This window comes from Kluyvera huaxiensis, from assembly GCF_040149365.1.
Classification (GTDB): Bacteria; Pseudomonadota; Gammaproteobacteria; order Enterobacterales; family Enterobacteriaceae; genus Kluyvera; species Kluyvera intermedia_A.
The window spans coordinates 172,208-194,712 of the sequence record NZ_JBEFLV010000007.1; the positions used below are offsets into that span (position 1 = coordinate 172,208).

Annotated in this window: 21 protein-coding genes; 10 read left to right on the plus strand and 11 right to left on the minus strand. The window is 55.9% G+C overall.

The window, feature by feature from the left end:
• Positions 1-29: 29 nt before the first annotated feature.
• From surA to apaH, 5 genes are read left to right on the plus strand one after another with little or no spacing between them, the layout of a single operon-like run.
• Positions 30-1,316, plus strand: coding sequence for a peptidylprolyl isomerase SurA (surA, locus tag ABOC97_RS09760; RefSeq protein ID WP_349596847.1), 1,287 nt, complete (start codon positions 30-32; stop codon positions 1,314-1,316).
• Positions 1,316-2,305, plus strand: a complete 990-nt coding sequence (pdxA, locus tag ABOC97_RS09765; protein WP_349596850.1) for a 4-hydroxythreonine-4-phosphate dehydrogenase PdxA — start codon at positions 1,316-1,318, stop codon at positions 2,303-2,305. Before surA ends, pdxA begins: the two co-directional genes overlap by 1 nt.
• Positions 2,298-3,119, plus strand: a complete 822-nt coding sequence (gene rsmA / locus ABOC97_RS09770) for a 16S rRNA (adenine(1518)-N(6)/adenine(1519)-N(6))-dimethyltransferase RsmA (RefSeq protein WP_234504715.1) — start codon at positions 2,298-2,300, stop codon at positions 3,117-3,119. Before pdxA ends, rsmA begins: the two co-directional genes overlap by 8 nt.
• Before the next feature lie 3 nt (positions 3,120-3,122).
• Positions 3,123-3,500 (plus strand): Co2+/Mg2+ efflux protein ApaG, encoded by a 378-nt coding sequence (gene apaG, locus ABOC97_RS09775; protein WP_349596854.1) that lies wholly within the window; start codon positions 3,123-3,125, stop codon positions 3,498-3,500.
• 2 nt (positions 3,501-3,502) lie between these two features.
• Complete coding sequence (gene apaH, locus ABOC97_RS09780; protein WP_349596856.1) at positions 3,503-4,351, plus strand: bis(5'-nucleosyl)-tetraphosphatase (symmetrical) ApaH; 849 nt, start codon at positions 3,503-3,505, stop codon at positions 4,349-4,351.
• 119 nt (positions 4,352-4,470) lie between these two features.
• Here apaH and folA read toward each other — a convergent pair whose 3' ends face one another.
• The 6 genes from folA to ABOC97_RS09810 form a co-directional block, all read right to left on the minus strand.
• A complete protein-coding gene (gene folA, locus ABOC97_RS09785; protein ID WP_052283075.1) occupies positions 4,471-4,950 on the minus strand; it encodes a type 3 dihydrofolate reductase in 480 nt (159 codons plus the stop codon).
• Positions 4,951-5,105: 155 nt separating this feature from the next.
• Positions 5,106-6,974 carry a glutathione-regulated potassium-efflux system protein KefC gene (kefC, locus tag ABOC97_RS09790; protein ID WP_349596859.1) on the minus strand — a complete coding sequence of 623 codons (1,869 nt, stop codon included), beginning with the start codon at positions 6,972-6,974 and terminating at the stop codon, positions 5,106-5,108.
• Positions 6,967-7,500, minus strand: a complete 534-nt coding sequence (kefF, locus tag ABOC97_RS09795) for a glutathione-regulated potassium-efflux system oxidoreductase KefF (protein ID WP_234504722.1) — start codon at positions 7,498-7,500, stop codon at positions 6,967-6,969. Before kefF ends, kefC begins: the two co-directional genes overlap by 8 nt.
• 266 nt (positions 7,501-7,766) lie before the next feature.
• Complete coding sequence (locus ABOC97_RS09800; protein WP_234504725.1) at positions 7,767-9,077, minus strand: MFS transporter; 1,311 nt, start codon at positions 9,075-9,077, stop codon at positions 7,767-7,769.
• A gap of 58 nt (positions 9,078-9,135) precedes the next feature.
• Positions 9,136-10,086, minus strand: coding sequence for a 2-hydroxyacid dehydrogenase (locus tag ABOC97_RS09805; protein ID WP_349596863.1), 951 nt, complete (start codon positions 10,084-10,086; stop codon positions 9,136-9,138).
• A 197-nt stretch (positions 10,087-10,283) separates the two neighbouring features.
• On the minus strand, positions 10,284-11,276 hold the full coding sequence (locus ABOC97_RS09810; protein ID WP_349596865.1) for a LacI family DNA-binding transcriptional regulator: 993 nt from the start codon (positions 11,274-11,276) through the stop codon (positions 10,284-10,286).
• Positions 11,277-11,532: 256 nt separating this feature from the next.
• Between ABOC97_RS09810 and idnO the strand changes: the two genes are divergently transcribed.
• The 3 genes from idnO to ABOC97_RS09825 are packed head-to-tail and all read left to right on the plus strand — an operon-like array spanning position 11,533 to position 13,306.
• Entirely contained in the window at positions 11,533-12,297 is a 765-nt protein-coding gene (gene idnO, locus ABOC97_RS09815) for a gluconate 5-dehydrogenase (RefSeq protein ID WP_349596868.1), read from the plus strand.
• A 14-nt stretch (positions 12,298-12,311) separates the two neighbouring features.
• Positions 12,312-12,842, plus strand: coding sequence for a gluconokinase (locus ABOC97_RS09820; protein ID WP_349596871.1), 531 nt, complete (start codon positions 12,312-12,314; stop codon positions 12,840-12,842).
• Positions 12,839-13,306 carry a YhcH/YjgK/YiaL family protein gene (locus ABOC97_RS09825; RefSeq protein WP_349596874.1) on the plus strand — a complete coding sequence of 156 codons (468 nt, stop codon included), beginning with the start codon at positions 12,839-12,841 and terminating at the stop codon, positions 13,304-13,306. Before ABOC97_RS09820 ends, ABOC97_RS09825 begins: the two co-directional genes overlap by 4 nt.
• Positions 13,307-13,354: 48 nt before the next feature.
• Here ABOC97_RS09825 and ABOC97_RS09830 read toward each other — a convergent pair whose 3' ends face one another.
• Positions 13,355-13,591 carry a YgdI/YgdR family lipoprotein gene (locus tag ABOC97_RS09830; protein ID WP_061282191.1) on the minus strand — a complete coding sequence of 79 codons (237 nt, stop codon included), beginning with the start codon at positions 13,589-13,591 and terminating at the stop codon, positions 13,355-13,357.
• Positions 13,592-13,786: 195 nt separating this feature from the next.
• Between ABOC97_RS09830 and ABOC97_RS09835 the strand changes: the two genes are divergently transcribed.
• Positions 13,787-14,650, plus strand: a complete 864-nt coding sequence (locus tag ABOC97_RS09835) for a MurR/RpiR family transcriptional regulator (RefSeq protein ID WP_349596877.1) — start codon at positions 13,787-13,789, stop codon at positions 14,648-14,650.
• 29 nt (positions 14,651-14,679) lie between these two features.
• Here ABOC97_RS09835 and ABOC97_RS09840 read toward each other — a convergent pair whose 3' ends face one another.
• Positions 14,680-15,075: a RidA family protein gene (locus ABOC97_RS09840; RefSeq protein ID WP_349596880.1), complete on the minus strand. Its 396-nt coding sequence runs from the start codon at positions 15,073-15,075 to the stop codon at positions 14,680-14,682.
• Positions 15,076-15,098: 23 nt separating this feature from the next.
• Positions 15,099-16,529, minus strand: a complete 1,431-nt coding sequence (locus ABOC97_RS09845; RefSeq protein ID WP_349596882.1) for an N-acyl-D-amino-acid deacylase family protein — start codon at positions 16,527-16,529, stop codon at positions 15,099-15,101.
• A gap of 202 nt (positions 16,530-16,731) precedes the next feature.
• Here ABOC97_RS09845 and ABOC97_RS09850 point away from each other — a divergent pair, with 202 nt between their 5' ends.
• A complete protein-coding gene (locus ABOC97_RS09850) occupies positions 16,732-17,952 on the plus strand; it encodes an amino acid deaminase (protein ID WP_349596885.1) in 1,221 nt (406 codons plus the stop codon).
• Positions 17,953-18,097: 145 nt separating this feature from the next.
• Here ABOC97_RS09850 and carB read toward each other — a convergent pair whose 3' ends face one another.
• Positions 18,098-21,322: a carbamoyl-phosphate synthase large subunit gene (carB, locus tag ABOC97_RS09855; RefSeq protein ID WP_234504756.1), complete on the minus strand. Its 3,225-nt coding sequence runs from the start codon at positions 21,320-21,322 to the stop codon at positions 18,098-18,100.
• Positions 21,323-21,339: 17 nt separating this feature from the next.
• Positions 21,340-22,488, minus strand: a complete 1,149-nt coding sequence (gene carA / locus ABOC97_RS09860; RefSeq protein ID WP_234504758.1) for a glutamine-hydrolyzing carbamoyl-phosphate synthase small subunit — start codon at positions 22,486-22,488, stop codon at positions 21,340-21,342.
• Between the last annotated feature and the right edge of the window lie 17 nt (positions 22,489-22,505).

A 22,505-nucleotide genomic window follows, 5' to 3' on the forward strand; every position in this document is an offset into this window, starting at 1 on the left:
GCATTGCGGTTAATTGAAATGGAAAAAGTATGAAGAACTGGAAAACGCTGCTTCTCGGTATCGCCTTAGTTGCGAATACCAGCTTCGCTGCCCCGCAGGTTGTCGATAAAGTTGCAGCCGTTGTAAATAATGGCGTCGTACTCGAGAGCGACGTTGATGGCCTGATGCAGTCCGTCAAAATGAACTCTGGTCAGGCTGGCCAACAGCTGCCGGACGACGCAACCCTACGCCACCAGATTCTGGAGCGTCTGATCATGGATCAGATTATCCTGCAGATGGGGCAGAAAATGGGCGTGAAGGTTTCTGACGAGCAGGTCGATCAGGCGATCGCCAATATTGCTAAGCAGAACAACATGACGCTGGATCAGATGCGTAGCCGTCTGGCTTATGATGGGATGAACTACAACACCTATCGCAGCCAGATCCGCAAAGAGATGCTGATTTCCGAAGTGCGTAACAACGAAGTGCGCCGCCGCATTAGCGTGCTGCCGCAGGAAGTTGACGCCCTGGCGAACCAGATTGGCACCCAGAACGATGCCAGCACCGAGCTGAACCTCAGCCACATCCTGGTTCCGCTGCCGGAAAACCCAAGCTCCGATCAGGTCAACGAAGCGCAGAGTCAGGCTGAGTCTATCGTCGAGCAGGCGCGTAACGGCGCTGACTTCGGCAAACTCGCTATCACCTACTCTGCGGATCAGCAGGCGCTGAAAGGCGGCCAGATGGGCTGGGGTCGTATTCAGGAACTGCCAGCTATCTTTGCACAGGCGCTGAGCACGGCGAAAAAAGGCGATATCGTCGGTCCAATCCGTTCCGGCGTTGGTTTCCACATTCTGAAAATCAACGACATGCGCGGCCAGACTCAGAACATCTCTGTGACGGAAACTCATGCTCGCCACATTCTGCTGAAGCCATCGCCAGTCATGACCGACGATCAGGCTCGCGCTAAGCTGGAGCAGGTTGCAGCGGATATCCGCAGCGGCAAAACCACCTTTGAGAAAGCGGCCAAAGAACTGTCTCAGGATCCAGGCTCTGCTAACCAGGGTGGTGACTTAGGCTGGGCGACGCCGGATATCTACGATCCATCATTCCGCGATGCGCTGATGAAGCTGAACAAAGGCCAGATGAGCGGCCCGGTTCACTCTTCCTTCGGCTGGCACCTGATTCAGCTGCTGGATACGCGTAACGTCGACCGCACCGATGCGGCGCAGAAAGATCGTGCCTATCGTATGCTGATGAACCGTAAGTTCTCTGAAGAAGCGGCTACCTGGATGCAGGAACAGCGCGCCAGCGCCTACGTTAAAATTCTGAGCAACTAATGACACAACATCGCGTTGTTATCACTCCCGGCGAACCCGCCGGGATTGGCCCGGATCTCGTTATCCAACTGGCCCAGCGCGACTGGCCGCTCGAACTGGTCGTCTGTGCAGACGGCGGCCTGCTCATCGAGCGGGCCAGGCTCCTTGGCCTTCCCCTCACGCTTTTGCCCTACTCTCCCGACCAACCCGCAACACCACAACGCGCCGGTACGCTCACGCTGCTGCCCGTTGCGCTGCATGCTGACGTCCAGCCCGGCGTGCTGAACGTCGACAACGGGCGTTATGTCGTCGAGACGCTGGCGCGTGCCTGTGATGGCTGTCTGAACGGGGAGTTTGCTGCGCTGGTCACCGGGCCGGTACACAAAGGCATTATTAACGATGCAGGCGTCGCCTTTACCGGCCATACCGAGTTCTTCGAAGAGCGCGCGGGTGCCGAAAAAGTCGTGATGATGCTGGCCACCGAAGAGCTGCGCGTTGCGCTGGCGACCACGCACCTGCCGCTCAAAGCGGTGAGTGACGCCATCACGCCGGATCTGCTGCGGGAAGTCATTACCATCCTGCACGACGATTTACAGAACAAGTTCGGTATTGCCGAGCCCCACGTTCTGGTTTGCGGTCTGAATCCGCACGCTGGAGAAGGCGGCCATATGGGTACCGAAGAGATCGATACCATTATTCCGGTGCTGAATGAGATGCGGGCAAAAGGGATGAACCTAAGCGGGCCGCTGCCTGCCGATACCCTTTTTCAGCCAAAGTATCTGGACCATGCCGATGCCGTACTCGCAATGTTCCACGATCAGGGCCTACCCGTGCTAAAATACCAGGGATTTGGTCGCGGCGTGAATATTACGCTCGGCTTACCCTTTATTCGCACCTCCGTTGACCATGGCACCGCCCTTGAACTGGCTGGCCTTGGGAAAGCGGACGTCGGCAGTTTTATTACGGCGCTTAATCTCGCCATCAAAATGATTGTTAACTCTAATGAATAATCGAGTCCATCAGGGCCACTTAGCCCGTAAACGCTTCGGGCAAAACTTCTTAAACGACCAGTTCGTTATCGACAGCATTGTTGCGGCCATTAATCCGCAAAAAGGCCAGGCGATGGTTGAAATCGGCCCGGGCCTCGCTGCACTGACCGAACCGGTTGGCGAACGTCTTGACGAAATGACCGTTATCGAGCTGGACCGCGACCTCGCGGCACGTTTGCAAACTCACCCGTTCCTGGGGCCGAAGCTGACCATTTATCAGCAGGATGCCATGACCATGAACTTTGGCGAGCTGTCTGAAAAACTGGGTCAGCCGCTGCGCGTGTTCGGCAACCTGCCGTACAACATCTCCACGCCGTTGATGTTCCACCTGTTTAGCTATACTAATGCTATTGCGGACATGCACTTCATGCTGCAAAAAGAGGTGGTTAACCGTCTGGTTGCAGGACCAAACAGTAAAGCCTATGGTCGTTTGACCGTCATGGCACAATACTACTGTAATGTGATCCCGGTTCTTGAAGTTCCGCCGACCGCATTTACGCCACCGCCAAAAGTGGATTCCGCCGTTGTCCGTCTGGTGCCACATACCACCAAACCGCACCCGGTAAAAGATGTCCGCGTACTGAGCCGTATTACGACCGAAGCGTTTAACCAACGTCGTAAAACCATCCGTAACAGCCTGGGCAACCTGTTCAGCGTTGAGCTGTTGACGGAATTAGGTGTCGACCCAGCGATGCGTGCAGAAAATATCTCTGTTGCGCAGTACTGCCGGATGGCCAATTATCTGTCAGAGAATGCGCCCTCCAAGGAGAGCTAGACCATGATTGATTCGCCACGAGTTTGCGTCCAGGTTCAGAGCGTCTACATTGAGACGCACTCCATGCCGGAAGAGGAACGTTACGTTTTCGCTTATACGGTGACCATTCGCAATCTCGGGCGAACTGCGGTTCAGCTTCTTGGGCGTTACTGGGTTATCACCAACGGCCATGGCCGTGAAACCGAAGTACAGGGTGAAGGTGTCGTCGGCGTTCAGCCGCACATCGAACCCGGCGGTGAATATCAGTACACCAGCGGTGCCGTGCTGGAAACGCCGCTAGGCACCATGCAGGGCCACTATGACATGGTCGACGTCGACGGTGTGCCGTTCGCTATCGACATCCCCGTTTTCCGTCTCTTTGTTCCCACGCTGATTCATTAATTATGTCTACATACCTTATTGGCGACATTCACGGTTGCTACGATGAGTTAATTGCCCTGTTGCAACAGGTTGAGTTTACGCCAGGCAAAGATACCCTATGGCTGACGGGAGATTTGGTCGCGCGCGGCTCGGGTTCGTTAGAGGTGCTGCGCTACGTTAAATCGTTAGGCGACTGCGTCAAAATCGTGCTGGGAAATCATGACCTGCACCTGCTGGCCGTCTTCGCGGGTATCAGCCGCAACAAGCCGAAAGATCGCCTTAACCCGCTGCTCGAAGCACCGGATGCCGACGATCTGCTCAACTGGTTACGTCGTCAGCCGCTGATGCAGGTGGATGAAGATAAAAAATTAGTGATGGCGCATGCGGGTATTACGCCGCAGTGGGATATGGAAACTGCCAAACAGTGCGCGCGCGACGTTGAAGCCGTATTGTCCAGCGACTCCTATCCGTTCTTCCTCGACGCGATGTACGGCGATATGCCGAATAACTGGTCGGCGGATCTTAGCGGTCTGGCGCGTCTGCGCTTTATCACCAATGCTTTCACCCGGATGCGCTACTGCTTCCCGAACGGCCAGCTGGATATGTACAGCAAAGAGTCGCCGGAAGACGTACCCGCTCCGCTGAAGCCATGGTTTATGCTGCCAGGCCCGATTACCGAAGAGTACAGCGTGGCCTTTGGTCATTGGGCGTCGCTGGAAGGTAAAGGCACACCGGAAGGGATTTATGCGCTGGACACCGGCTGCTGCTGGGGCGGCGATCTCACCTGCCTGCGCTGGGAAGATAAAATGTACTTCGTGCAGCCATCGAATCGGCGTCTGAATCCGGGCGAGAGTGAGGCGGTTGCTTCGTAGTTTGAGGCATCCCCGGCCACAGGTCGGATACATCATGAAAATAAAAACGCCGGGTCCAACCCGGCGTTTTTGTTTTGGTAGCCCGGCCAAGCGAAGCGCCGCCGGGGAAAAGCTCGGTCTTAACGACGCTCCAACACTTCGAAGCAGTAACTATGGGAGTTCTGCTCATCCGCATCGTGGAATTCGCTGAATACGGATTCCCACTGGTCGGGATCGTAATCCGGGAAATGGGTATCGCCTTCAACTTCCGCATCGATGTGCGTCAGATACAGCTTCTGCGCTTTCGGCAGGAACTGCTCATACACGCGACCACCGCCAATGACCATAATCTCTTCCACATCACCGCAGGCAGCAATGGCTTCATCAACCGATTTCACCCACTGCACGCGATCGTCGGTGCCCGGCTGGCTGCTGATAACGATGTTTTTACGGCCCGGCAGCGGACGACCGATAGATTCCCAGGTCAGGCGTCCCATCACCACGGGTTTGTTTAATGTTGTGCGTTTAAACCAGGCCAGATCGGCCGGCAGGTCCCAGGGCATGGCGTTTTCCATACCGATAACGCGATCTACCGCTAGTGCAGCAATCAGACTGATCATTGAGTGTGTCCCAGATGCGAAAAAAATTGTCGCCACTATACGGAAAGCATAAACTTTCGTCGACTGGCAGCCAGGTAAAGAATAAGAAAATTTTTAGATTTGCTGGCAAGTCCACGAAGCTAAAGTGGACAGCCAGCATTACAGTTCAACCGTGCTTACAGCGTTGGCTTGGCCTCAGGTTCATCCTGTGGATTGCCGCTGTGCTTCCCCTCTTCCGTCCCCTGCCAGCCGTGACGCTGTACCACCGACAGATGATTACGGTCTTCATTGATAATTTCGGTCAGCATGGCGCTGGTGCGTTTAAACGCCGCCGCCCGTGAAGAGGCATCATTTTCCGCCATCATCACCATCTCTTCCATCAGCTGCGTATTGAAACGACGGAACAGATCGGCACGCTCACGGGCTTCATAAGCGCCAAGCCCCAACGATTCCAGCGCCAGTCGGCCAGACTTCAGCGCCCCTTCAAAGGTCTCACGCTCCGGTGCTTCAACCCCGGCTTGACGCAGCTGGATATAGTGCTCAACGTCACGCGCACGGGCAATCACCGTCAGATGCGGGAAATGCTCCTTCGCCAGCTCCGTCAGCTGCAGGCTGGCCTGCGGATCGTCGATAGCGTTAATCAACACTTCCGCTTTCGCCGCCCCGGCGGACTCCAGCAGGTCGACCCGGGTCGCATCGCCGTAGAACACCTTCATATCGAATTTACGCAGCGTATCGACGTGGTCCGGATCGTGATCGAGGATAACCATTTTCACGCCGCTGGAGAGCAGCAGACGGCCAGTAATCTGACCAAAGCGGCCGAAACCGGCGATAATCACCCGCGGCTGCTCTTCATCAATTTCATCCGCTTCACGAGAATCCCCGGAGCTGGCGCGTTTTTCCATACGCGTCAGCAGCACCAGCAGAATCGGTGTTGCCGCCATCGACAGCGCCACCGCCAGGGTTAATGCTTTTGCCCAGTCAGCGTCCAGCACATTCGCCATCTGCGCCGCGCCAAAGACCACGAAGGCAAATTCACTCCCCTGCCCCAGCAACGCCGCAAACCACAGACGCTGCGAACGCGGCACCTGCAACGGCTTGGCGATAAGCCACAGCAGGAACGATTTAATCACCAGGAAACCGACCAGCAGCGTAATAATACGCAGCGGGTTATGGATCAGCGTCCCGAAGTCGATAGACATCCCGACGCCAATAAAGAACAGCCCCAGCAGCAGCCCTTTAAACGGTTCGATATCGCTTTCCAGCGCGTGGCGGTATTCAGAGCTTGCCAGCAGCACCCCGGCCAAAAATGCCCCCATCGCCATCGACAAGCCAACTTCTTCCAGCAGCAGGCCGAAACCAAACACCAGGAACAGGGCCACGGCGCTGAATACCTCACGCAGCCCCGAACGAGCCACGAAACGTAACAGCGGTCGCGTAACATAACGCCCAAGAACTACCACCAGCGCCAGCGCCCCGGCGACCTTCAGCGCGGAGAAAGCAAATGCGCCAAGCGTTGTTGAACCGCCGCTGGTTGCCAGCAGCGGGATCATCGCCACCAGCGGAATTGCCGCGATATCCTGGAACAGCAGCACCGCAAAGGCGCTGCGTCCGACCTGAGTCACCGTCAGGTTACGTTCATTCATCGCCTGCATCGCAATGGCGGTCGAAGAGAGCGCCAGCGTCATACCGATTAATTCCGCCACCTGCCAGCGCAGGCCGAGGAAGATACAGAAAGCGCCAATCAGCGCGCCGCACAGCACCATCTGCAGCAGACCGCCGCCAAACACCGAGGCGCGGAGCTTCCACAGCCGCTGCGGGTCTAGCTCCAGGCCAATCACAAACAGCATCAGCACCACGCCAATTTCCGCGAAATGCAGAATCGCCTCAGCGTCAGTCACCAGCCGCAATCCCCACGGGCCGATAATGCAACCGGCAATCAGGTAGCCAAGCACCGACCCTAATCCCAGGCGAACGGCGATGGGAACAATCAACGCCGCCGATCCGAGATAAATCAGCGCCTGTATGAGCGTATGGCTATCCATTATTGTGCTCCTCCTGCCAGGCCAGCAGCCGTTGTTTATAGTGGCGCGCTTTCGCCTGCAGCGTCTCTTCATCGCAGATAAACGTGCAGTGCACCGCAAACGGCGGCAGCCATTTCATCCCGCAGTATGCAGTGGTCGCCTCCAGCGGTTGTCCCAGCACCTCAAACCCCGGATGCGAGCCAATCTCAAAGTGGCTTTCACCACCGCCGGTCGTTACCGCCCACATCACGCTTTTACCGTGCAGCGCCGTACCGCCGTGACCATATGCCCAACCATGGGACAGCACTTTATCCAGCCACAGCTTGAGCAGCGGCGGCGTGCTGTACCACTGCATCGGATGCTGCAGGATAACCAGATCGGCGCGAGACAGCGCCTCCTGTTCGGCGGCGACATCAATATTAAAATCGGGATAGAGGTGATAGAGGGAGCGGATTTCCACTCCGTCGAGCGTCCTTACCTGCTCAAGCATTCGCTTATTCGCATGCGAATGATGCGGATAAGGATGCGCATAAATAATCAGAATCATGATTCGCCTGTCTTACTTCATTATTTTGAGCCAATCCCAGTAGGCGCAATTGGCGTAGTCAGTTTGGACACGGACAGCGCAAAAAAACCGGAGCGTACACGGAGTACGTGAGGATTTTGAGCACTGCCCAGGGCCAAAGTGACAAGTGAAATAGCCTAGTGGGGTAGGCTCTTATCCCTGAGTTTAGACAGTTAATGACGACACTTACAGGATCAGTTGGCGTAACCGCAGGAATTGGGGGGCGACAAGCGCCCCCAGAGGAGGGTTCAGGAAGGTTGGTTGGCCGGTTTATCCGCCACCGGCGGGACATCAGGCGTATGGCTCAGGTCGCAGTTTTTCGGCAGGAAGAAGGTGATGGTCCCGGCAATGATTAACGAACCGGCTAGCGCACACACCGCCACGTTCTGGCCGTAGAAATAAATCATGACCCCGACCAGATACGGGCCGCAGAAGCCGCCGAGGTTCCCCAGGCCGTTAATCACGCCACGCGCGCTGCCCGCCACTTCCGGCATCGCGATACGTCCCGGAATCGACCAGAACGGGCTGGTTGCCGCTTTCAGGAAGAAACCACAAATCACCAGTGCGATATAGGCGGCGACCACATTGTCCCGCAGTACCACCGAGGCCAGCAGCGCGGCGGCAAAGCCATAGAGCGAGAAACGCACCCACAGGCGGCGCTTGCCGCTGCGATCGCTGAACAATGAAATGATGTAGATCCCGGCAAGGGTAGCGACAAAAGGCAGGATAGCCAGTACGCCGACGCTCGCCATATTGGCCCCGGTCAGGTTTTTCAGGATGGTCGGCAGCCATAGGGTGTAGCCGTAGTCTCCGGTCTGATAGAAGAAGTTCAGCAATACCAGCTTCATCAACCCGGAGTTGCGGAACACTTCTCGCACCGGGGCTTTGCTGACCGGCGCCTCCGAGCGACGAGCCTCCCGCTCGGCGTGGAGCGCCGTCAGCAGGTATTCACGTTCGCGAGCAGGCAGCCAGCGCGCTTCTTCCGGACGGTCGCTAATCATCAACCACCACACCAGCAGCACCACCAGCGACAGCAGACCTTCAATGATAAACAGCCAGCGCCAATCCAGTGCGGCAATAATCGCCCCGGAAACCGGCGCCGTTAACATCCCGCCCAGCGGAGCAAACATCATTACAAAGGCGTTCGCACGGCCAATCTCTTTTTCCGGGAACCAGTTGCTGATCATCGTCAGCACCACCGGTAGCATCCCGCCTTCTGAGACGCCGAGAATAAAGCGCAGCACCAGCAGCTGATATTCGTGGGTGACAAATCCGGTGGCTATCGACACCACCGCCCAGGCCATCAGCGACCAGGCGATAAAGCGTTTACCGCTGCCGTTAACGGCAATACGCCCACCCGGTATTTGCAGGAATAAATAACCAATAAAAAAGATGCCGCTGGCGACACCGGCCATTTGGCTGGTAATACCCAGGTCGGACTCCATACCGCCGGGTAGCGCAAAACTAATATTAACCCGGTCCATAAACGAAATAATGCACGCGATGAGAACAGGCGCAATGATGCGCAGCCAGCGGGTGCCAGGGATTTTCTCATTCATAATTCACACTCTCTATCGAGGGAAGGTCACGTTATTCAATGGCGAGAAAAGGTCACGCTTAATCGATGGCATTCGGTAATGGCGCGTGGTCAAAAAAGGCGGCGACATTATTAAAGACCACTTCGCTCATCCGCTGGCGGGTTTCATGAGTTGCGCTCGCCACATGCGGCTGTAAAACCACGTTATCCAGCGCCATCAGCGCCGACGGTACGTTCGGTTCGTCTTCATAAACGTCCAGCGCCGCCCCGGCAATCACCCCGTTTTGTAACGCGTGAATTAACGCTTTTTCATCCACCAGCGTGCCGCGGGCAATATTAATCAGCCACGCATGTTTCGGCATCACGTTAAACACGCTGGCGTCAATCAGCCCGCGGTTGGCGGCACCGCCCGAGGCGGCAATCACCAGGAAATCACTTTCATGGGCCAGCGTGTGCAGGTCGGCACACCACTGGTAATCGACATGGTTCAGTTTTTTACGGTCGGTGTAGAGAATGTCCATATCAAAGCCGCTGGCACGACGGGCGATGGCCTGGCCGATATTGCCCATGCCGAAAATACCGATTCGCTTACCGCTGACCTGGGTCGCCAGCGCTGGGGCCTGCTTGAGCCATTTGCCTTCGCGGACAAACTTGTCGCCCTGACAGAGCTGACGCGCGCCGGAGAGCAGCAGCCCCATTGCGAGGTCGGCCACATCATTGGTGAGCACGCCGGAGGTGATGGTTACGGCAATCTGATGCGCACGGGTGTAGTCGAGATCGACCGCGTCGGTACCCACGCCAAACACCGCTACCAGGCCCACATTCGGCAGTTGTTCAAGCACCGAACGGGTCACGCCAATATCGCCGCGGGTCACCACCGCCTGAACGTCGCCGCCAATCTGGCGTAAGAACGCCTGCGGGTCAGCCTGTTCATACAGACGATAGACCTGGAAGGCGGAAGAGAGTTTATCCAGCAAGCCGTCAACCACCGGAGCAATCAACAACACAGTATTCGGGTTTGCAGTATTCATCGTTTTACCTGTTTGAGAGTTCGTAGATTCGTTACGCCTATCAAACGGTTTTTCACTGCGTTGTTTTGCGATCTGCATCACGCTGGATCGTGTTAGAAATCCGTGTTACGGATGGCGTGATCGCTAAGGCAAAAGCCCGTGCTGGCGCGGGCTGGATGACAACAATCACGTAACACGAGTCATCAGGAGGGGCGTCGTTAGATGGTTTCACCCATCGACAGGCGATAGTGCAGGTCGACTTTCTCGATAGTCGGTAAACCTTTTATTTTCTTAATTAAAATCTCGGTAGCGACTTTACCCATTTCAAAGCGCGGCGTCAGTACGCTGGCCAGGCGCGGGTTAACTATCTGCCCAATCTCCAGCCCATGGAAGCCCGCAATCGCCATTTCCTGCGGTACCGTGATACCCGAAGCGAGACACTCCTGTAACACTCCAACCGCCAGATCGTCGTTCGTACACAAAATGGCATCCATCTCTTTATACATCTGTCGCGCCAGCGTCATCATCCCGGTGCCAATCGAGACCGAAGAGACTTTGTTCGGCGCAATCCGCCCAACCGTCAAACCGGCCTCTTCCATCGCTTTGCAGTAGCCCGCATAGCGCTGCTCATCGCGGATATCCGACATTGAACCAAAATAGATAATCTGCGTTTTGCCGCTGGCCAGCAGCATATTGGTCATATCGAATCCGGCACGGTAATTATCAAAACCGACGTTAATACGACCGGCGTTATCGGATAACCCCATCACTTCGGCAATCGGTATTTTCGCCGCCTTCAGGTATTTATCCGCGCGTAGCGTATGCACCGATTCAGTTAATAGCAGTGCCTTAACGTTCATCGCCAGTACGGTGGCAATTTGTTCCTCTTCGCGCTGGCTGTCGTAATCATAATTCACTACCAGCGTTTGATAACCGTGTGCAGTCGTCACGGATTCAATGCCTGCCAGTACATCGGCAAAAATTTGGTTATTAAAGGAGGGAATCAGTACGCCAATGCGTGGCGCAATATTACTGCTGATGGCGGGATTATCGGCATCGGGCTGATAGCCCACTTCGGCAATCACGCTGGCAATCCTTTCCGCCGTTTCCGGTTTCACCTTTTCCGGCGTGCGCAGATAACGGCTGACGGTCATTTTGGTTACGCCCGCGAGCGTGGCGATATCATCTAACGTTATCCGTTGTGCTTTCATTAACCCTGTCCGTCATGGCCGAATACTGTCCGGCTATTATGCCTGCTGACGCCCGAAAAGAGAATGCGCTAACGCAGGCAGGAAGCCGCATGCAGCGCGGTTTCCCCGACGATTTCCGCCCCTGGATCACACATGCTGTAACCCCTTTTTGTAACATAGTTGGGAGTGATCTTCATCACAGTTTCACCGCAGTAAAAACCGTGAGATAGACGGCATCTTCCCAGGGCGTATTCAGTCCGTGATACAGGAAACAGCGATGAACAATTTATTCAGCTTACAGGGCAAACGTATTTTAATTACCGGTTCAGGCCAGGGTATCGGCTACGTGATGGCGCAGGGGCTGGCGCAATACGGTGCGGAAATCATCATTAACGATATCTCCGCCGAGCGTGCAGAACAGGCGGCGATGAAATTACGTGATGAAGGCGCCACCGCCCATACCGCGGTCTTTAACGTCACCGACCCGGACTCCGTCGAAGCGGCTATCGCGCAGATTGAAGAGAACATTGGCGCTATCGATGTGCTGTTTAACAACGCCGGGATTCAGCGCCGCCATCCTTTCACCGAGTTTCCGGTCAAAGAGTGGAACGATGTCATTGCCGTGAATCAGACCGCCGTATTTCTCGTCTCGCAGGCCGTCGCCAAACGCATGATGACCCGCCAGTCCGGGAAAATCGTCAATATCTGTTCGATGCAAAGCGAGCTGGGACGCGACACCATCACCCCTTACGCCGCCGCCAAAGGCGCGGTCAAAATGCTGACACGCGGTATGTGCGTGGAGCTGGCACGACACAATATTCAGGTTAACGGCATTGCCCCCGGCTATTTCAAAACGGCGATGACCCAGGCGCTGGTTGACGATAAAGCCTTTACCGACTGGCTGTGCAAACGCACTCCGGCAGCGCGCTGGGGCGATCCGCAGGAGCTGGTTGGCGCGGCGGTCTTCTTATCGTCGAAAGCCTCCGATTTTGTTAACGGGCATTTGCTGTTTGTTGACGGCGGCATGCTGGTTGCGGTGTGAGTAAGGAGCAACTCATGGCAGGGCAATGCATTATTTTAATGGGCGTTTCCGGTACCGGAAAAACCACCGTTGGACTGGCGCTATCGCAGGCGCTAGGGGCAAAATTTATTGACGGTGACGATCTGCACCCGCGCCAAAACATCATCAAGATGGCTTCCGGACAACCGCTGGAAGACAGCGATCGCCAGCCGTGGCTGGAGCGAATTGGCGACGTTATTTTCAGCCTCGGGCAAAAAAATGAGTCCGGCGTACTGGTTTGCTCGGCGCTGAAAAAACGCTATCGCGACCAGCTGCGCGAAGGTAATCCACGTTTACGTTTTCTGTGGCTGACCGGCGATTACGACTGCATTTTGCAGCGTATGCAGGCGCGTAAAGGCCACTTTATGCCGGAAGCGCTGCTGCGTAGCCAGTTTGCGGCACTCGAAGTGCCGGACGCCAGCGAGCCGGATATTCAACCGGTCGATGTCTCAACCGATGTTTCCAGCATTGTCGCCCGCTCGTTAACCCTTTTAGCCCATCAACCCGCACAGGGAGTTCCGGCATGATTATCGATACTCTGACTCGCGCTGAAAAAAACGCGTTTTATCCCGCCGTCATCCGTAAAGCGCTGCGCGCCGTTATCCAGCAGGAGCCGCACTCGCTGCCGCCGGGAAAATACATCGTTGAAGGGGATAACCTGTTCTTTAACGTTGTCGAAGGCGAAACTAAACCGCTTGGCGAACAGCGTCCGGAATATCATCGGCAGTACATTGATATTCATATCGTGCTGGCGGGTGAGGAGATCATTGGCGCGGGTAACAAAGGACTGGAAATTATCGCCGACGGTGCGTTTAACGATGCGCACGATATCAGTTTTTGTACCCAAATCAGCAGCGAAACGCTGATTCACCTGCATCCCGAAGAGATTGCGATTCTGTTCCCAGGCGAACTTCACCGCCCGATGGCGAGCCTGGGTGCGGGAGCACCGCTGCGTAAGATTATCGTCAAAATCGATAGCGCACTGCTTTAAGCGTAATGCGCAGGCCCCGTACGGCTTACTACGGGGCCACATCAGTGTTTAATTATCGAGCTCGTTCATTTCCTTAACCTGATCGCGGTTAATCTGCTCGGTTTTCCCGGTTTCGGCATTTTTGTACGATACCAGGCCGGTGTCCTCATCCACCTGAGGTTTACCGTCGGTCACAATCGTTTTGCCATCGGTGGTTTTTAACGTCTGGTTGGAAGAACACCCGGCCACGGTAAAGAGTGCACCCGCGGTAAGAATCGCTACGGTCAATCGCTTATAGTTGGTCATGTTTCCCTCCTGCTTTTCAGCTAAATTCGTTATCACTCTAACCATTTTAGGTTAGTGGCTAAAAAACGTGAGCGAAACCAGAACACTCCGAAGCGTTGATCCTTGAGCGCGATCCCAACAATGCGGATGACCGTTTCCCACAGCGCCTGGTTTCTATGGTACAAAGTACCGGCTATTTATTTTCAGGGGCTTACCATGTCCGTTTCCATCGACATCATTTCCTGCATTACCGACCGATTTGTCGAACTGACCGCCACCGAGAAACGCATCGCGCAGTTTATTCTCGACGACGTTCAGGCCGCGACCACGTTACCCATCGCCGAAATGGCGCGTCTGACCCAAACCAGCCAGGCGTCAATCACCCGATTCGCACGGGCCATTGGCTGCAAAGACGTGCGTGAGCTGAAGGTCAAGCTGGCGCAGTCGCTGGCGGTAGGACAGCGCTTTATTCTCGATGTACCTGATCTCGAGGGTGTTCAGGGGATCTACGAAACGATCATCAACGTGCTGGAGATCAATCGCAGGGCGCTGAACCCACAGGCGCTGAAAAGCGCCGTCGAATGGCTTAGCGGTGCGCGGCAGATCCTTGCTATCGGGATGGGTGGTGGATCGACGATCTGCGCGCAGGAAGTTCAGTTCCGCCTGTTCCGCTTAGGGTTGCCGGTGGTGAGCCAAAGCGATGGCTTGCTGGTTCGCATGATGTGTTCATCGGTAGCATCCAATGACGTGGTACTCGCGCTATCGCTCGGCGGCTATACGCAAGAAGTGGTGGAAAGCGCAGCGATTGCCCGCCAGTACGGTGCGAAAGTGATTGCGATTACTCCCACCGATACGCCGCTGGCAAACAATGCCGATGTGGTGCTACCGCTTGTCGTGCGTGAAAACGATTATATCTTTAAGCCGAGCACCTCGCGTTACGCAATGCTGGCCATGGTAGACGTGCTGGCAACGGAACTGGCGATGGTGAATAAGACGCAGACTAAAAACCGTCTGCGCCGAATCAAGCTGGCGCTGGATAGCCATCGCGGCGGGATTGACCGGCAACCGCTGGGAGATTAGCGGTTTCCCCTCACCCAGGCTCGCTCCTGTTACTTCGCGCGCTCCGCGTTGTAACAGGTCAAATCAACCTCGACCTTACAGTCCACCACCAGATCCGCCACGCAGCAAACGCGGGCCGGCGGATGGTCGGCAAAGAACTCGCGGAACACTTTGTTGAACGACTGGAAGTAACGCGCATCGGTCAGGTAGACCTTAACGTGCACCACATCAGCCAGCGTATAACCCGCATCCAGCATAATATCGACGCAGTTTTGAATCGCCAGACGTGACTGTTCAATAATACCGCCTTCAACCACCTCACCGTCTTTCATCGGCGTTTGCCCGGAAACATACAGCCAACCACCGGCTTCTACCGCTTTCGCAAACGGCAGCGACTGCCCGCCGGTGCCGGTACTGCCGCCCACGCCATAACGTTTAATGCTCATTGTTGCTCCTTAAGTGTTGCGACCTACCGGCGCAGGAATCGCCCGGCACGCCCGATAACATTGTTAGTCTGACCATAGCTCATCACGCCGTTAACCATCACCGCATCGATACCGGCAGCAGGCTGCTGTGGGTCGCTAAAACTAGCAACATCGCGGACAGTTTGCGGATCAAACAGCACCAGATCGGCGAAATAACCGCATTTTACTAGCCCACGCTCAGCAAGCTGGAAACGTGCCGCCGACATGCCGGTCATCTTGTGTACCGCCTCGGTCAGCGGGAAAAGCTGCTCATCGCGGCTGTAGTGTCCCAGCACGCGCGGGAAAGCGCCCCACAGGCGCGGGTGTGGCATCGGATCGTTGGGTAATCCATCGGAACCGACCATGGTCAATGGGTAGCGCAGCACGCGCTGTACGTCCCGTTCATCCATGTTGTAGTAGATGGCCCCGGCAGGCATCAGGCGCTTGCCCGCCTCTTCCAGGCTTAACGACCAGCTATCGGCAATCTGCTGCAAGGTTTGCCCGGCCATTTCTGGATGCGGAGTTGACCAGGTGATGACGATGTCGAAATCAGCGGTAATTTGTTTCATGTCCAGCGTCGATGAACTGGCGGAATACGGATAGCAGTCGCAGGCAACATCCTGCTGCTCACGCACCTTATCAAACAGCGACAGCGTCTCCACCGTCCGTCCCCAGTTTTGCGCCCCGGCGCATTTGTGGTGTGAGACAACCACCGGGACTTTGGCGTGACGGCCAACGCGGAACGCCTCGTCGAGCGCCTCGAGAATAGGCTCAAATTCAGAACGCAGATGCGTGGTGTAAATGCCATTACCCGCCGCCAGTTCTTGCGTCAGCGCCATCACCTCTTCGGTGGTTGACTGGAAGGCGGAAGCATAGGCCAGCCCGGTACTCAGCCCTAACGCCCCTTGCTGTAAGGCTAGACGCAGTTGTTCCCGCATGGCCTGAATCTCCGCCTCGTTAGCAGCACGGAACAGTGAATCCATATGATTATTACGTAGCGCGGTATGGCCAATAAGCGTCCCGACGTTCACTGCGGGCCTTGCCTGAGTGACCGCATCGGCGTAAGCGTCCACAGTCGGATAGATAAAATGCCCAGCTTCACCCAGCAGGTTCATCGGATCGGGGACTTCACCTTTCATACTCGCCGCTGCCGCGCTAATGCCGCAGTTACCGACGATGACGGTCGTCACCCCCTGGCTGATTTTCGGCAAGTACTCGGGCATGCGAATCACGTTGATATCATCGTGGGTGTGAACATCAATAAACCCCGGCGCCAGAACACGACCACTGCCGTCAATCTCATGCAGGGCCGGGCCGTTGATGGCAGGCGCTATCTCAACAATGCGATCGCCTTTTACCGCCACATCGCCGCGATACTGCGGGCCGCCACTGCCGTCGATAACCGTGACGTTCCGGAACAGATAATCAAACTGCATCTCTTCATTACCCCCGTCGTTTTCTGGCCCAAAGTTGACCATTTACAAGCGCAGAAAACAGTGAAAGACTACGCAAAACAAGCATCGAATAATGATACTTTAATTCAAAATTCACGATAGTATTTTTAAATTTAGATTATTTACATATAGTTAAAACAAAAATGAGCCATGATATAAAATAAAACCTATAAGGAACAATGTTATGAAATACCAGAACAGCTTCCTCGTCCCTCATAAATCAGCTCCACTATTTACCCCTGCCAACATTGTCAATGAAGACGTATGCCTGCCGGCTGCGGTCATCAAAAAATCGGCGTTAGAAAACAATATTCAGTGGATGCAACGTTATGCCGACGCGCGCGGCGTATCGCTCGCACCGCACGGCAAAACCACGATGACGCCGTGGATCTTCCAGCAACAACAACGGGCGGGTGCCTGGGCGATTGGCGTCGGCAGCGCCTGGCAGGCCAGCGTAGCGATGACCAGCGGTATTCAGCGCGTATTGATGGTTAATCAGTTGGTTGGCAAGGCCAATATGCAGCTGATCTCCGAACTGAAAGCGCAATATCCGCAGGTCGATTACCTATGCTGCGTTGATAGCATCGACAATGCCCGCACGCTTTCGGCCTTCTTCGCGGGCAAAAACCAAACGCTGGATATCCTACTGGAGCTCGGCGTTCCGGGCGGCCGCTGCGGCTGCCGAACGGCGGAACAGACGCTGGCGCTCGCAGAAGAAATTTCACGCCTCCCGGCGCTACGCCAGCGGGGTCTTGAACTTTACGAAGGGGTACTACACGGCGACAACCCGCAGCCAAAAGTCGAAGCGCTGCTGCGCGACGCCGCCGCCCTTGCCTGCCAGCTTGAGCGCTACGTTGAGGGTGAATTTGTTCTGACCGGTGCGGGTTCGGTATGGTATGACGTGGTGTGTAACGTCTGGCTGGAGACAGCGAAACCGGCGAACTGCCGGATAGTTATCCGTCCGGGGTGCTATATCACCCACGATGCCGGGATCTATCTGGAGGCGCAGGACGCGATTGTCGCCCGCGATCGAACCGCCTGCGATCTCGGCGGCTGTCTGGTTTCGGCGCTGGAACTGGTGGCAATGGTGCAGTCGGTGCCGGAAAACGGTCGGGCAATCGTCAACTTTGGCAAGCGCGACAGCGCTTTTGACGCCGGGCTGCCACAGCCTATTGCGCATTACCGTGCAGGTAAGGTGCGAGAAATGGTGGCAAAAAGTATCGAAACTACCGGTATTATGGATCAACACGCAATGTTAAAACTGACTGCGGAGGCCGATGTGAAGGTGGGAGATATTCTGGTATTCAGTACTTCGCACCCTTGCCTGACGTTCGACAAGTGGAAAGCATTGCTATTGGTTGACGACAGCTACAAGGTGCTGGAAACGCTGGAAACCGCGTTCTGATAACAGTCCTCGCGCCAGACGAAAACGCCGCAATAAACACGTAGCCTGGCGAGGCGAAGCGCCGTCGGGCTACAGGGATGCTTACAATCAGATGCACCAAACAAAAACGCCGGGCTGATGCCCGGCGTTTTTTTATGCCTTACGCTTACTTCTTAATTTGCGCATGCATTTCCTGAACCGAAGTCACTTTTTCAGTCGCATCGGCATTCAGTGCCATCGCGGTGGCAAAGCCGCCGTTCAGGGTGGTGTCGTAATGCACCTTGTACTGCAGCGCGCTGCGGCGAATCAGCTTGGAATCCTGAATTGCCTGGCGACCCGCGGTGGTGTTGATGATGTAGGTGTATTCGCCATTCTTGATACGGTCCTGAATGTGCGGACGACCTTCATGCACCTTGTTCACCAGACGTGGGTTGATACCCGCTTCACCCAGCACGACTGCGGTACCGTGAGTTGCATCCAGTTCAAAGCCCTGTTTCAACAGCTTAGCGGCCAGGTCAACCACGCGCTCTTTGTCGCCTTCGCGAACGGAGAGCAGCGCACGGCCCTGTTTTTTCATGGTTGAGCTACTGCCCAACTGTGCCTTAGCGAACGCTTCTGCGAAGGTGCGACCGACGCCCATCACTTCCCCGGTAGAGCGCATTTCTGGCCCTAACAGTGGGTCAACGCCCGGGAATTTGTTGAACGGCAGCACCACTTCTTTCACCGAGTAGTACGGTGGGATGATTTCTTTGGTGACGCCCTGCTGTGCCAGCGTCTGGCCTGCCATCACGCGCGCCGCCACTTTCGCCAGTGGTACACCGGTCGCTTTAGAGACGAACGGTACGGTACGGGCCGCACGTGGGTTGACTTCAATCAGGTAGACTTCGTTGTCTTTCACCGCAAACTGCACGTTCATCAGACCGCGAACCTGCAGTTCGAAGGCCAGTTTCTGCACCTGCTGGCGCATCACGTCCTGGATTTCCTGGCTCAGCGTGTAAGCTGGCAGAGAACACGCGGAGTCACCGGAGTGAACGCCAGCCTGCTCGATGTGCTCCATGATGCCGCCAATCAGCACCATTTCGCCGTCGCAGATAGCGTCGACATCGACTTCAATGGCGTCGTCAAGGAAGCGGTCCAGCAGTACCGGCGCATCGTTGGAGACGCTGACGGCGGTCTGGAAGTAGCGACGCAGGTCGACTTCGTCGTAGACGATTTCCATCGCGCGACCGCCGAGTACGTAGGACGGACGAACTACCAGCGGGTAGCCGATATCTTTCGCTTTCTCAACAGCCATTTCGATGGCGGTGACGGTGGCGTTGGCCGGCTGTTTCAGCTTCAGACGGTCAACCGCATGCTGGAAGCGCTCGCGGTCTTCTGCACGGTCGATAGCATCCGGGCTGGTACCGATAACCGGTACGCCCGCGGCTTCCAGCGCACGCGCCAGCTTCAGCGGAGTCTGGCCGCCGTACTGCACGATAACGCCCTTCGGCTTCTCGATACGCACGATTTCCAGTACGTCTTCCAGCGTCACCGGCTCAAAGTACAGACGGTCAGAAGTGTCGTAGTCGGTCGAAACGGTTTCCGGGTTACAGTTGACCATGATGGTCTCGTAACCGTCTTCGCGCAGCGCCAGCGAGGCGTGTACGCAGCAGTAGTCGAATTCAATACCCTGGCCGATACGGTTCGGACCGCCGCCGAGAACCATGATTTTATCGCGGTCAACGGACGGGTTGGACTCACACTCATCTTCATAGGTGGAGTACATGTAGGCGGTGTCGGTGGCGAACTCTGCCGCACAGGTATCGACGCGCTTGTAGACCGGGTGCAGGTCATACTGGTCACGCAGTTTGCGGACTTCCGCTTCGCGGACGCCGGCCAGTTTAGCCAGACGCGCATCGGCAAAGCCTTTACGTTTCAGGTGGCGCAGGAAATCAGCGTTGAGGCCGGTGATACCGACTTCAGCCACTTTCTCTTCCAGACGAACCAGCTCTTCAATTTGCACCAGGAACCAGCGGTCGATGTTGGTCAGGTTGAAGACACCATCGACGGACAGGCCAGCACGGAAGGCATCGGCGATGTACCAGATACGCTCGGCACCCGCGTCTTTGAGTTCGCGGCGAATTTTGGTCAGGGCTTCCGGGTCGTCGAGGCTGACTTTAGGGTCAAAGCCGGTTGCACCGACTTCCAGACCGCGCAGCGCTTTCTGCAGGGATTCCTGCTGAGTGCGGCCAATCGCCATCACTTCACCGACAGATTTCATCTGGGTGGTCAGACGGTCGTTCGCACCGGCGAATTTTTCGAAGTTAAAGCGTGGAATCTTGGTAACAACGTAGTCGATGGACGGCTCGAAGGAGGCCGGAGTGCGGCCGCCGGTGATGTCGTTCATCAGTTCGTCGAGGGTGTAACCCACCGCCAGTTTCGCCGCTACTTTAGCAATCGGGAAGCCGGTTGCTTTAGACGCCAGCGCCGAGGAGCGGGAGACACGTGGGTTCATTTCGATAACGATCAGACGACCGTCTTTCGGGTTCACCGAGAACTGAACGTTAGAACCGCCGGTCTCAACGCCGATTTCACGCAGTACCGCCATCGAGGCGTTACGCATGATTTGGTATTCTTTGTCGGTCAGCGTCTGGGCTGGCGCTACGGTGATGGAGTCACCGGTGTGGATGCCCATGGCGTCGAAGTTTTCGATAGAGCAGACGATGATGCAGTTGTCGTTTTTATCACGCACCACTTCCATCTCGTACTCTTTCCAGCCAATCAGCGACTCATCAATCAGTAGCTCTTTGGTTGGGGAAAGATCCAGGCCGCGTTCGCAAATTTCTTCGAACTCTTCGCGGTTGTAAGCGATACCGCCGCCGGTGCCGCCCATGGTGAAGCTTGGACGGATGATGCACGGATAGCCCACGTCAGCGGCAACCGCCAGCGCTTCTTCCATGGTGTGCGCAATGCCGGAACGCGCGGTGTCGAGGCCGATTTTCTTCATCGCCACGTCGAAACGGCGGCGGTCTTCGGCTTTATCAATCGCATCAGCGGTAGCACCAATCATGGTGACGCCGAATTCTTCCAGCACACCCTGACGTTCCAGCTCCAGCGCGCAGTTCAGTGCGGTCTGGCCGCCCATGGTTGGCAGCACGGCGTCTGGACGTTCTTTCTCAATAATTTTGCGTACCACTTCCCAGTGAATCGGCTCGATATAGGTCGCATCGGCCATTTCCGGGTCGGTCATGATGGTCGCTGGGTTGGAGTTCACCAGGATGACGCGGTAGCCCTCTTCACGCAGCGCTTTACACGCCTGGGCACCGGAGTAGTCAAACTCACACGCCTGACCGATAACAATCGGGCCCGCGCCCAGAATCAGGATACTTTTTATGTCTGTACGTTTTGGCATGGCTCTATAACTCCTGATTATTTCGCGGACTGACGGTATTGCTCAATTAACTCGATAAAGTGGTCGAACAGCGGCGCAGCGTCGTGCGGACCCGGGCTCGCTTCAGGGTGGCCCTGGAAGCTGAATGCCGGTTTATCGGTGCGATGAATCCCCTGCAGGGTGCCATCGAACAGCGATTTGTGGGTCACGCGCAGGTTAGCAGGCAGCGTGGCTTCATCTACCGCAAAACCGTGGTTCTGCGCGGTAATCATCACCACGTTGTTATCGATATCTTTCACCGGGTGGTTGCCACCGTGGTGACCGAACTTCATCTTGATGGTTTTCGCACCGCTGGCCAGCGCTAGCAGCTGATGGCCCAGGCAGATACCAAACACCGGAACCTCGGTCTGGAGGAATTTTTCAATCGCTTCAATTGCGTAGTCACACGGAGCCGGGTCGCCGGGGCCGTTTGACAGGAAGATACCGTCTGGATTCATCTTCAGGACGTCTTCGGCAGAGGTTTTCGCCGGAACCACCGTCAGGCGGCAGCCACGGTCCACCAGCATGCGCAGAATGTTACGTTTCGCGCCAAAATCGTAGGCAACGACGTGGAACGGCAGCTCTTCTTCGGACTTCGCTTCCGGCAGTTCGCCTTCCAGCGTCCAGCTACCCTGGGTCCAGCCGTAGGTTTCAGCCGTGGTCACTTCTTTTGCCAGGTCCATCCCGTTCAGGCCCGGGAAGGCTTTGGCTTTTTCCAGCGCCAGCTGCGCATCGAGGTTATCACCGGCGATGATGCAGCCGTTCTGAGCGCCTTTCTCGCGCAGTAAACGGGTCAGCTTACGAGTATCGATATCGGCAATCGCCACGATGTTATGGCGTTTCAGGTAAGAAGAGAGGTCTTCGGTATTGCGGTAGTTGCTGGCAATCAGCGGCAGGTCACGAATAACCAGACCCTGAGCGTGAACCTGGGAGGACTCTTCATCAGCGGCGTTGGTGCCGACATTACCAATATGGGGATAAGTAAGAGTGACGATTTGGCGAGAATAGGAAGGATCAGTGAGGATTTCTTGATAACCGGTCATTGAAGTATTGAAAACGACTTCCCCAACCGCCGAACCCGTTGCCCCGATGGCCCGACCGTAAAACTGGGTTCCGTCTTCCAGAACCAATAGCGCTGACTTAATCAAAACACCCTCCAGAGAAT

Excerpts from the sequence above, each read along its gene's own strand:
- ABOC97_RS09845 (WP_349596882.1), bottom strand. The coding sequence starts at position 16,529 with ATGCAGTTTGATTATCTGTTCCGGAACGTCACGGTTATCGACGGCAGT.
- ABOC97_RS09840 (WP_349596880.1), bottom strand. The coding sequence starts at position 15,075 with ATGAGCATTAAACGTTATGGCGTGGGCGGCAGTACCGGCACCGGCGGG.
- kefC (WP_349596859.1), bottom strand. The coding sequence starts at position 6,974 with ATGGATAGCCATACGCTCATACAGGCGCTGATTTATCTCGGATCGGCG.
- carB (WP_234504756.1), bottom strand. The coding sequence starts at position 21,322 with ATGCCAAAACGTACAGACATAAAAAGTATCCTGATTCTGGGCGCGGGC.
- ABOC97_RS09825 (WP_349596874.1), top strand. The coding sequence starts at position 12,839 with ATGATTATCGATACTCTGACTCGCGCTGAAAAAAACGCGTTTTATCCC.
- kefF (WP_234504722.1), bottom strand. The coding sequence starts at position 7,500 with ATGATTCTGATTATTTATGCGCATCCTTATCCGCATCATTCGCATGCG.
- apaH (WP_349596856.1), top strand. The coding sequence starts at position 3,503 with ATGTCTACATACCTTATTGGCGACATTCACGGTTGCTACGATGAGTTA.
- apaG (WP_349596854.1), top strand. The coding sequence starts at position 3,123 with ATGATTGATTCGCCACGAGTTTGCGTCCAGGTTCAGAGCGTCTACATT.
- rsmA (WP_234504715.1), top strand. The coding sequence starts at position 2,298 with ATGAATAATCGAGTCCATCAGGGCCACTTAGCCCGTAAACGCTTCGGG.
- idnO (WP_349596868.1), top strand. The coding sequence starts at position 11,533 with ATGAACAATTTATTCAGCTTACAGGGCAAACGTATTTTAATTACCGGT.
- ABOC97_RS09835 (WP_349596877.1), top strand. The coding sequence starts at position 13,787 with ATGTCCGTTTCCATCGACATCATTTCCTGCATTACCGACCGATTTGTC.
- ABOC97_RS09805 (WP_349596863.1), bottom strand. The coding sequence starts at position 10,086 with ATGAATACTGCAAACCCGAATACTGTGTTGTTGATTGCTCCGGTGGTT.
- surA (WP_349596847.1), top strand. The coding sequence starts at position 30 with ATGAAGAACTGGAAAACGCTGCTTCTCGGTATCGCCTTAGTTGCGAAT.
- ABOC97_RS09830 (WP_061282191.1), bottom strand. The coding sequence starts at position 13,591 with ATGACCAACTATAAGCGATTGACCGTAGCGATTCTTACCGCGGGTGCA.
- ABOC97_RS09800 (WP_234504725.1), bottom strand. The coding sequence starts at position 9,077 with ATGAATGAGAAAATCCCTGGCACCCGCTGGCTGCGCATCATTGCGCCT.
- ABOC97_RS09850 (WP_349596885.1), top strand. The coding sequence starts at position 16,732 with ATGAAATACCAGAACAGCTTCCTCGTCCCTCATAAATCAGCTCCACTA.
- ABOC97_RS09810 (WP_349596865.1), bottom strand. The coding sequence starts at position 11,276 with ATGAAAGCACAACGGATAACGTTAGATGATATCGCCACGCTCGCGGGC.
- folA (WP_052283075.1), bottom strand. The coding sequence starts at position 4,950 with ATGATCAGTCTGATTGCTGCACTAGCGGTAGATCGCGTTATCGGTATG.
- ABOC97_RS09820 (WP_349596871.1), top strand. The coding sequence starts at position 12,312 with ATGGCAGGGCAATGCATTATTTTAATGGGCGTTTCCGGTACCGGAAAA.
- pdxA (WP_349596850.1), top strand. The coding sequence starts at position 1,316 with ATGACACAACATCGCGTTGTTATCACTCCCGGCGAACCCGCCGGGATT.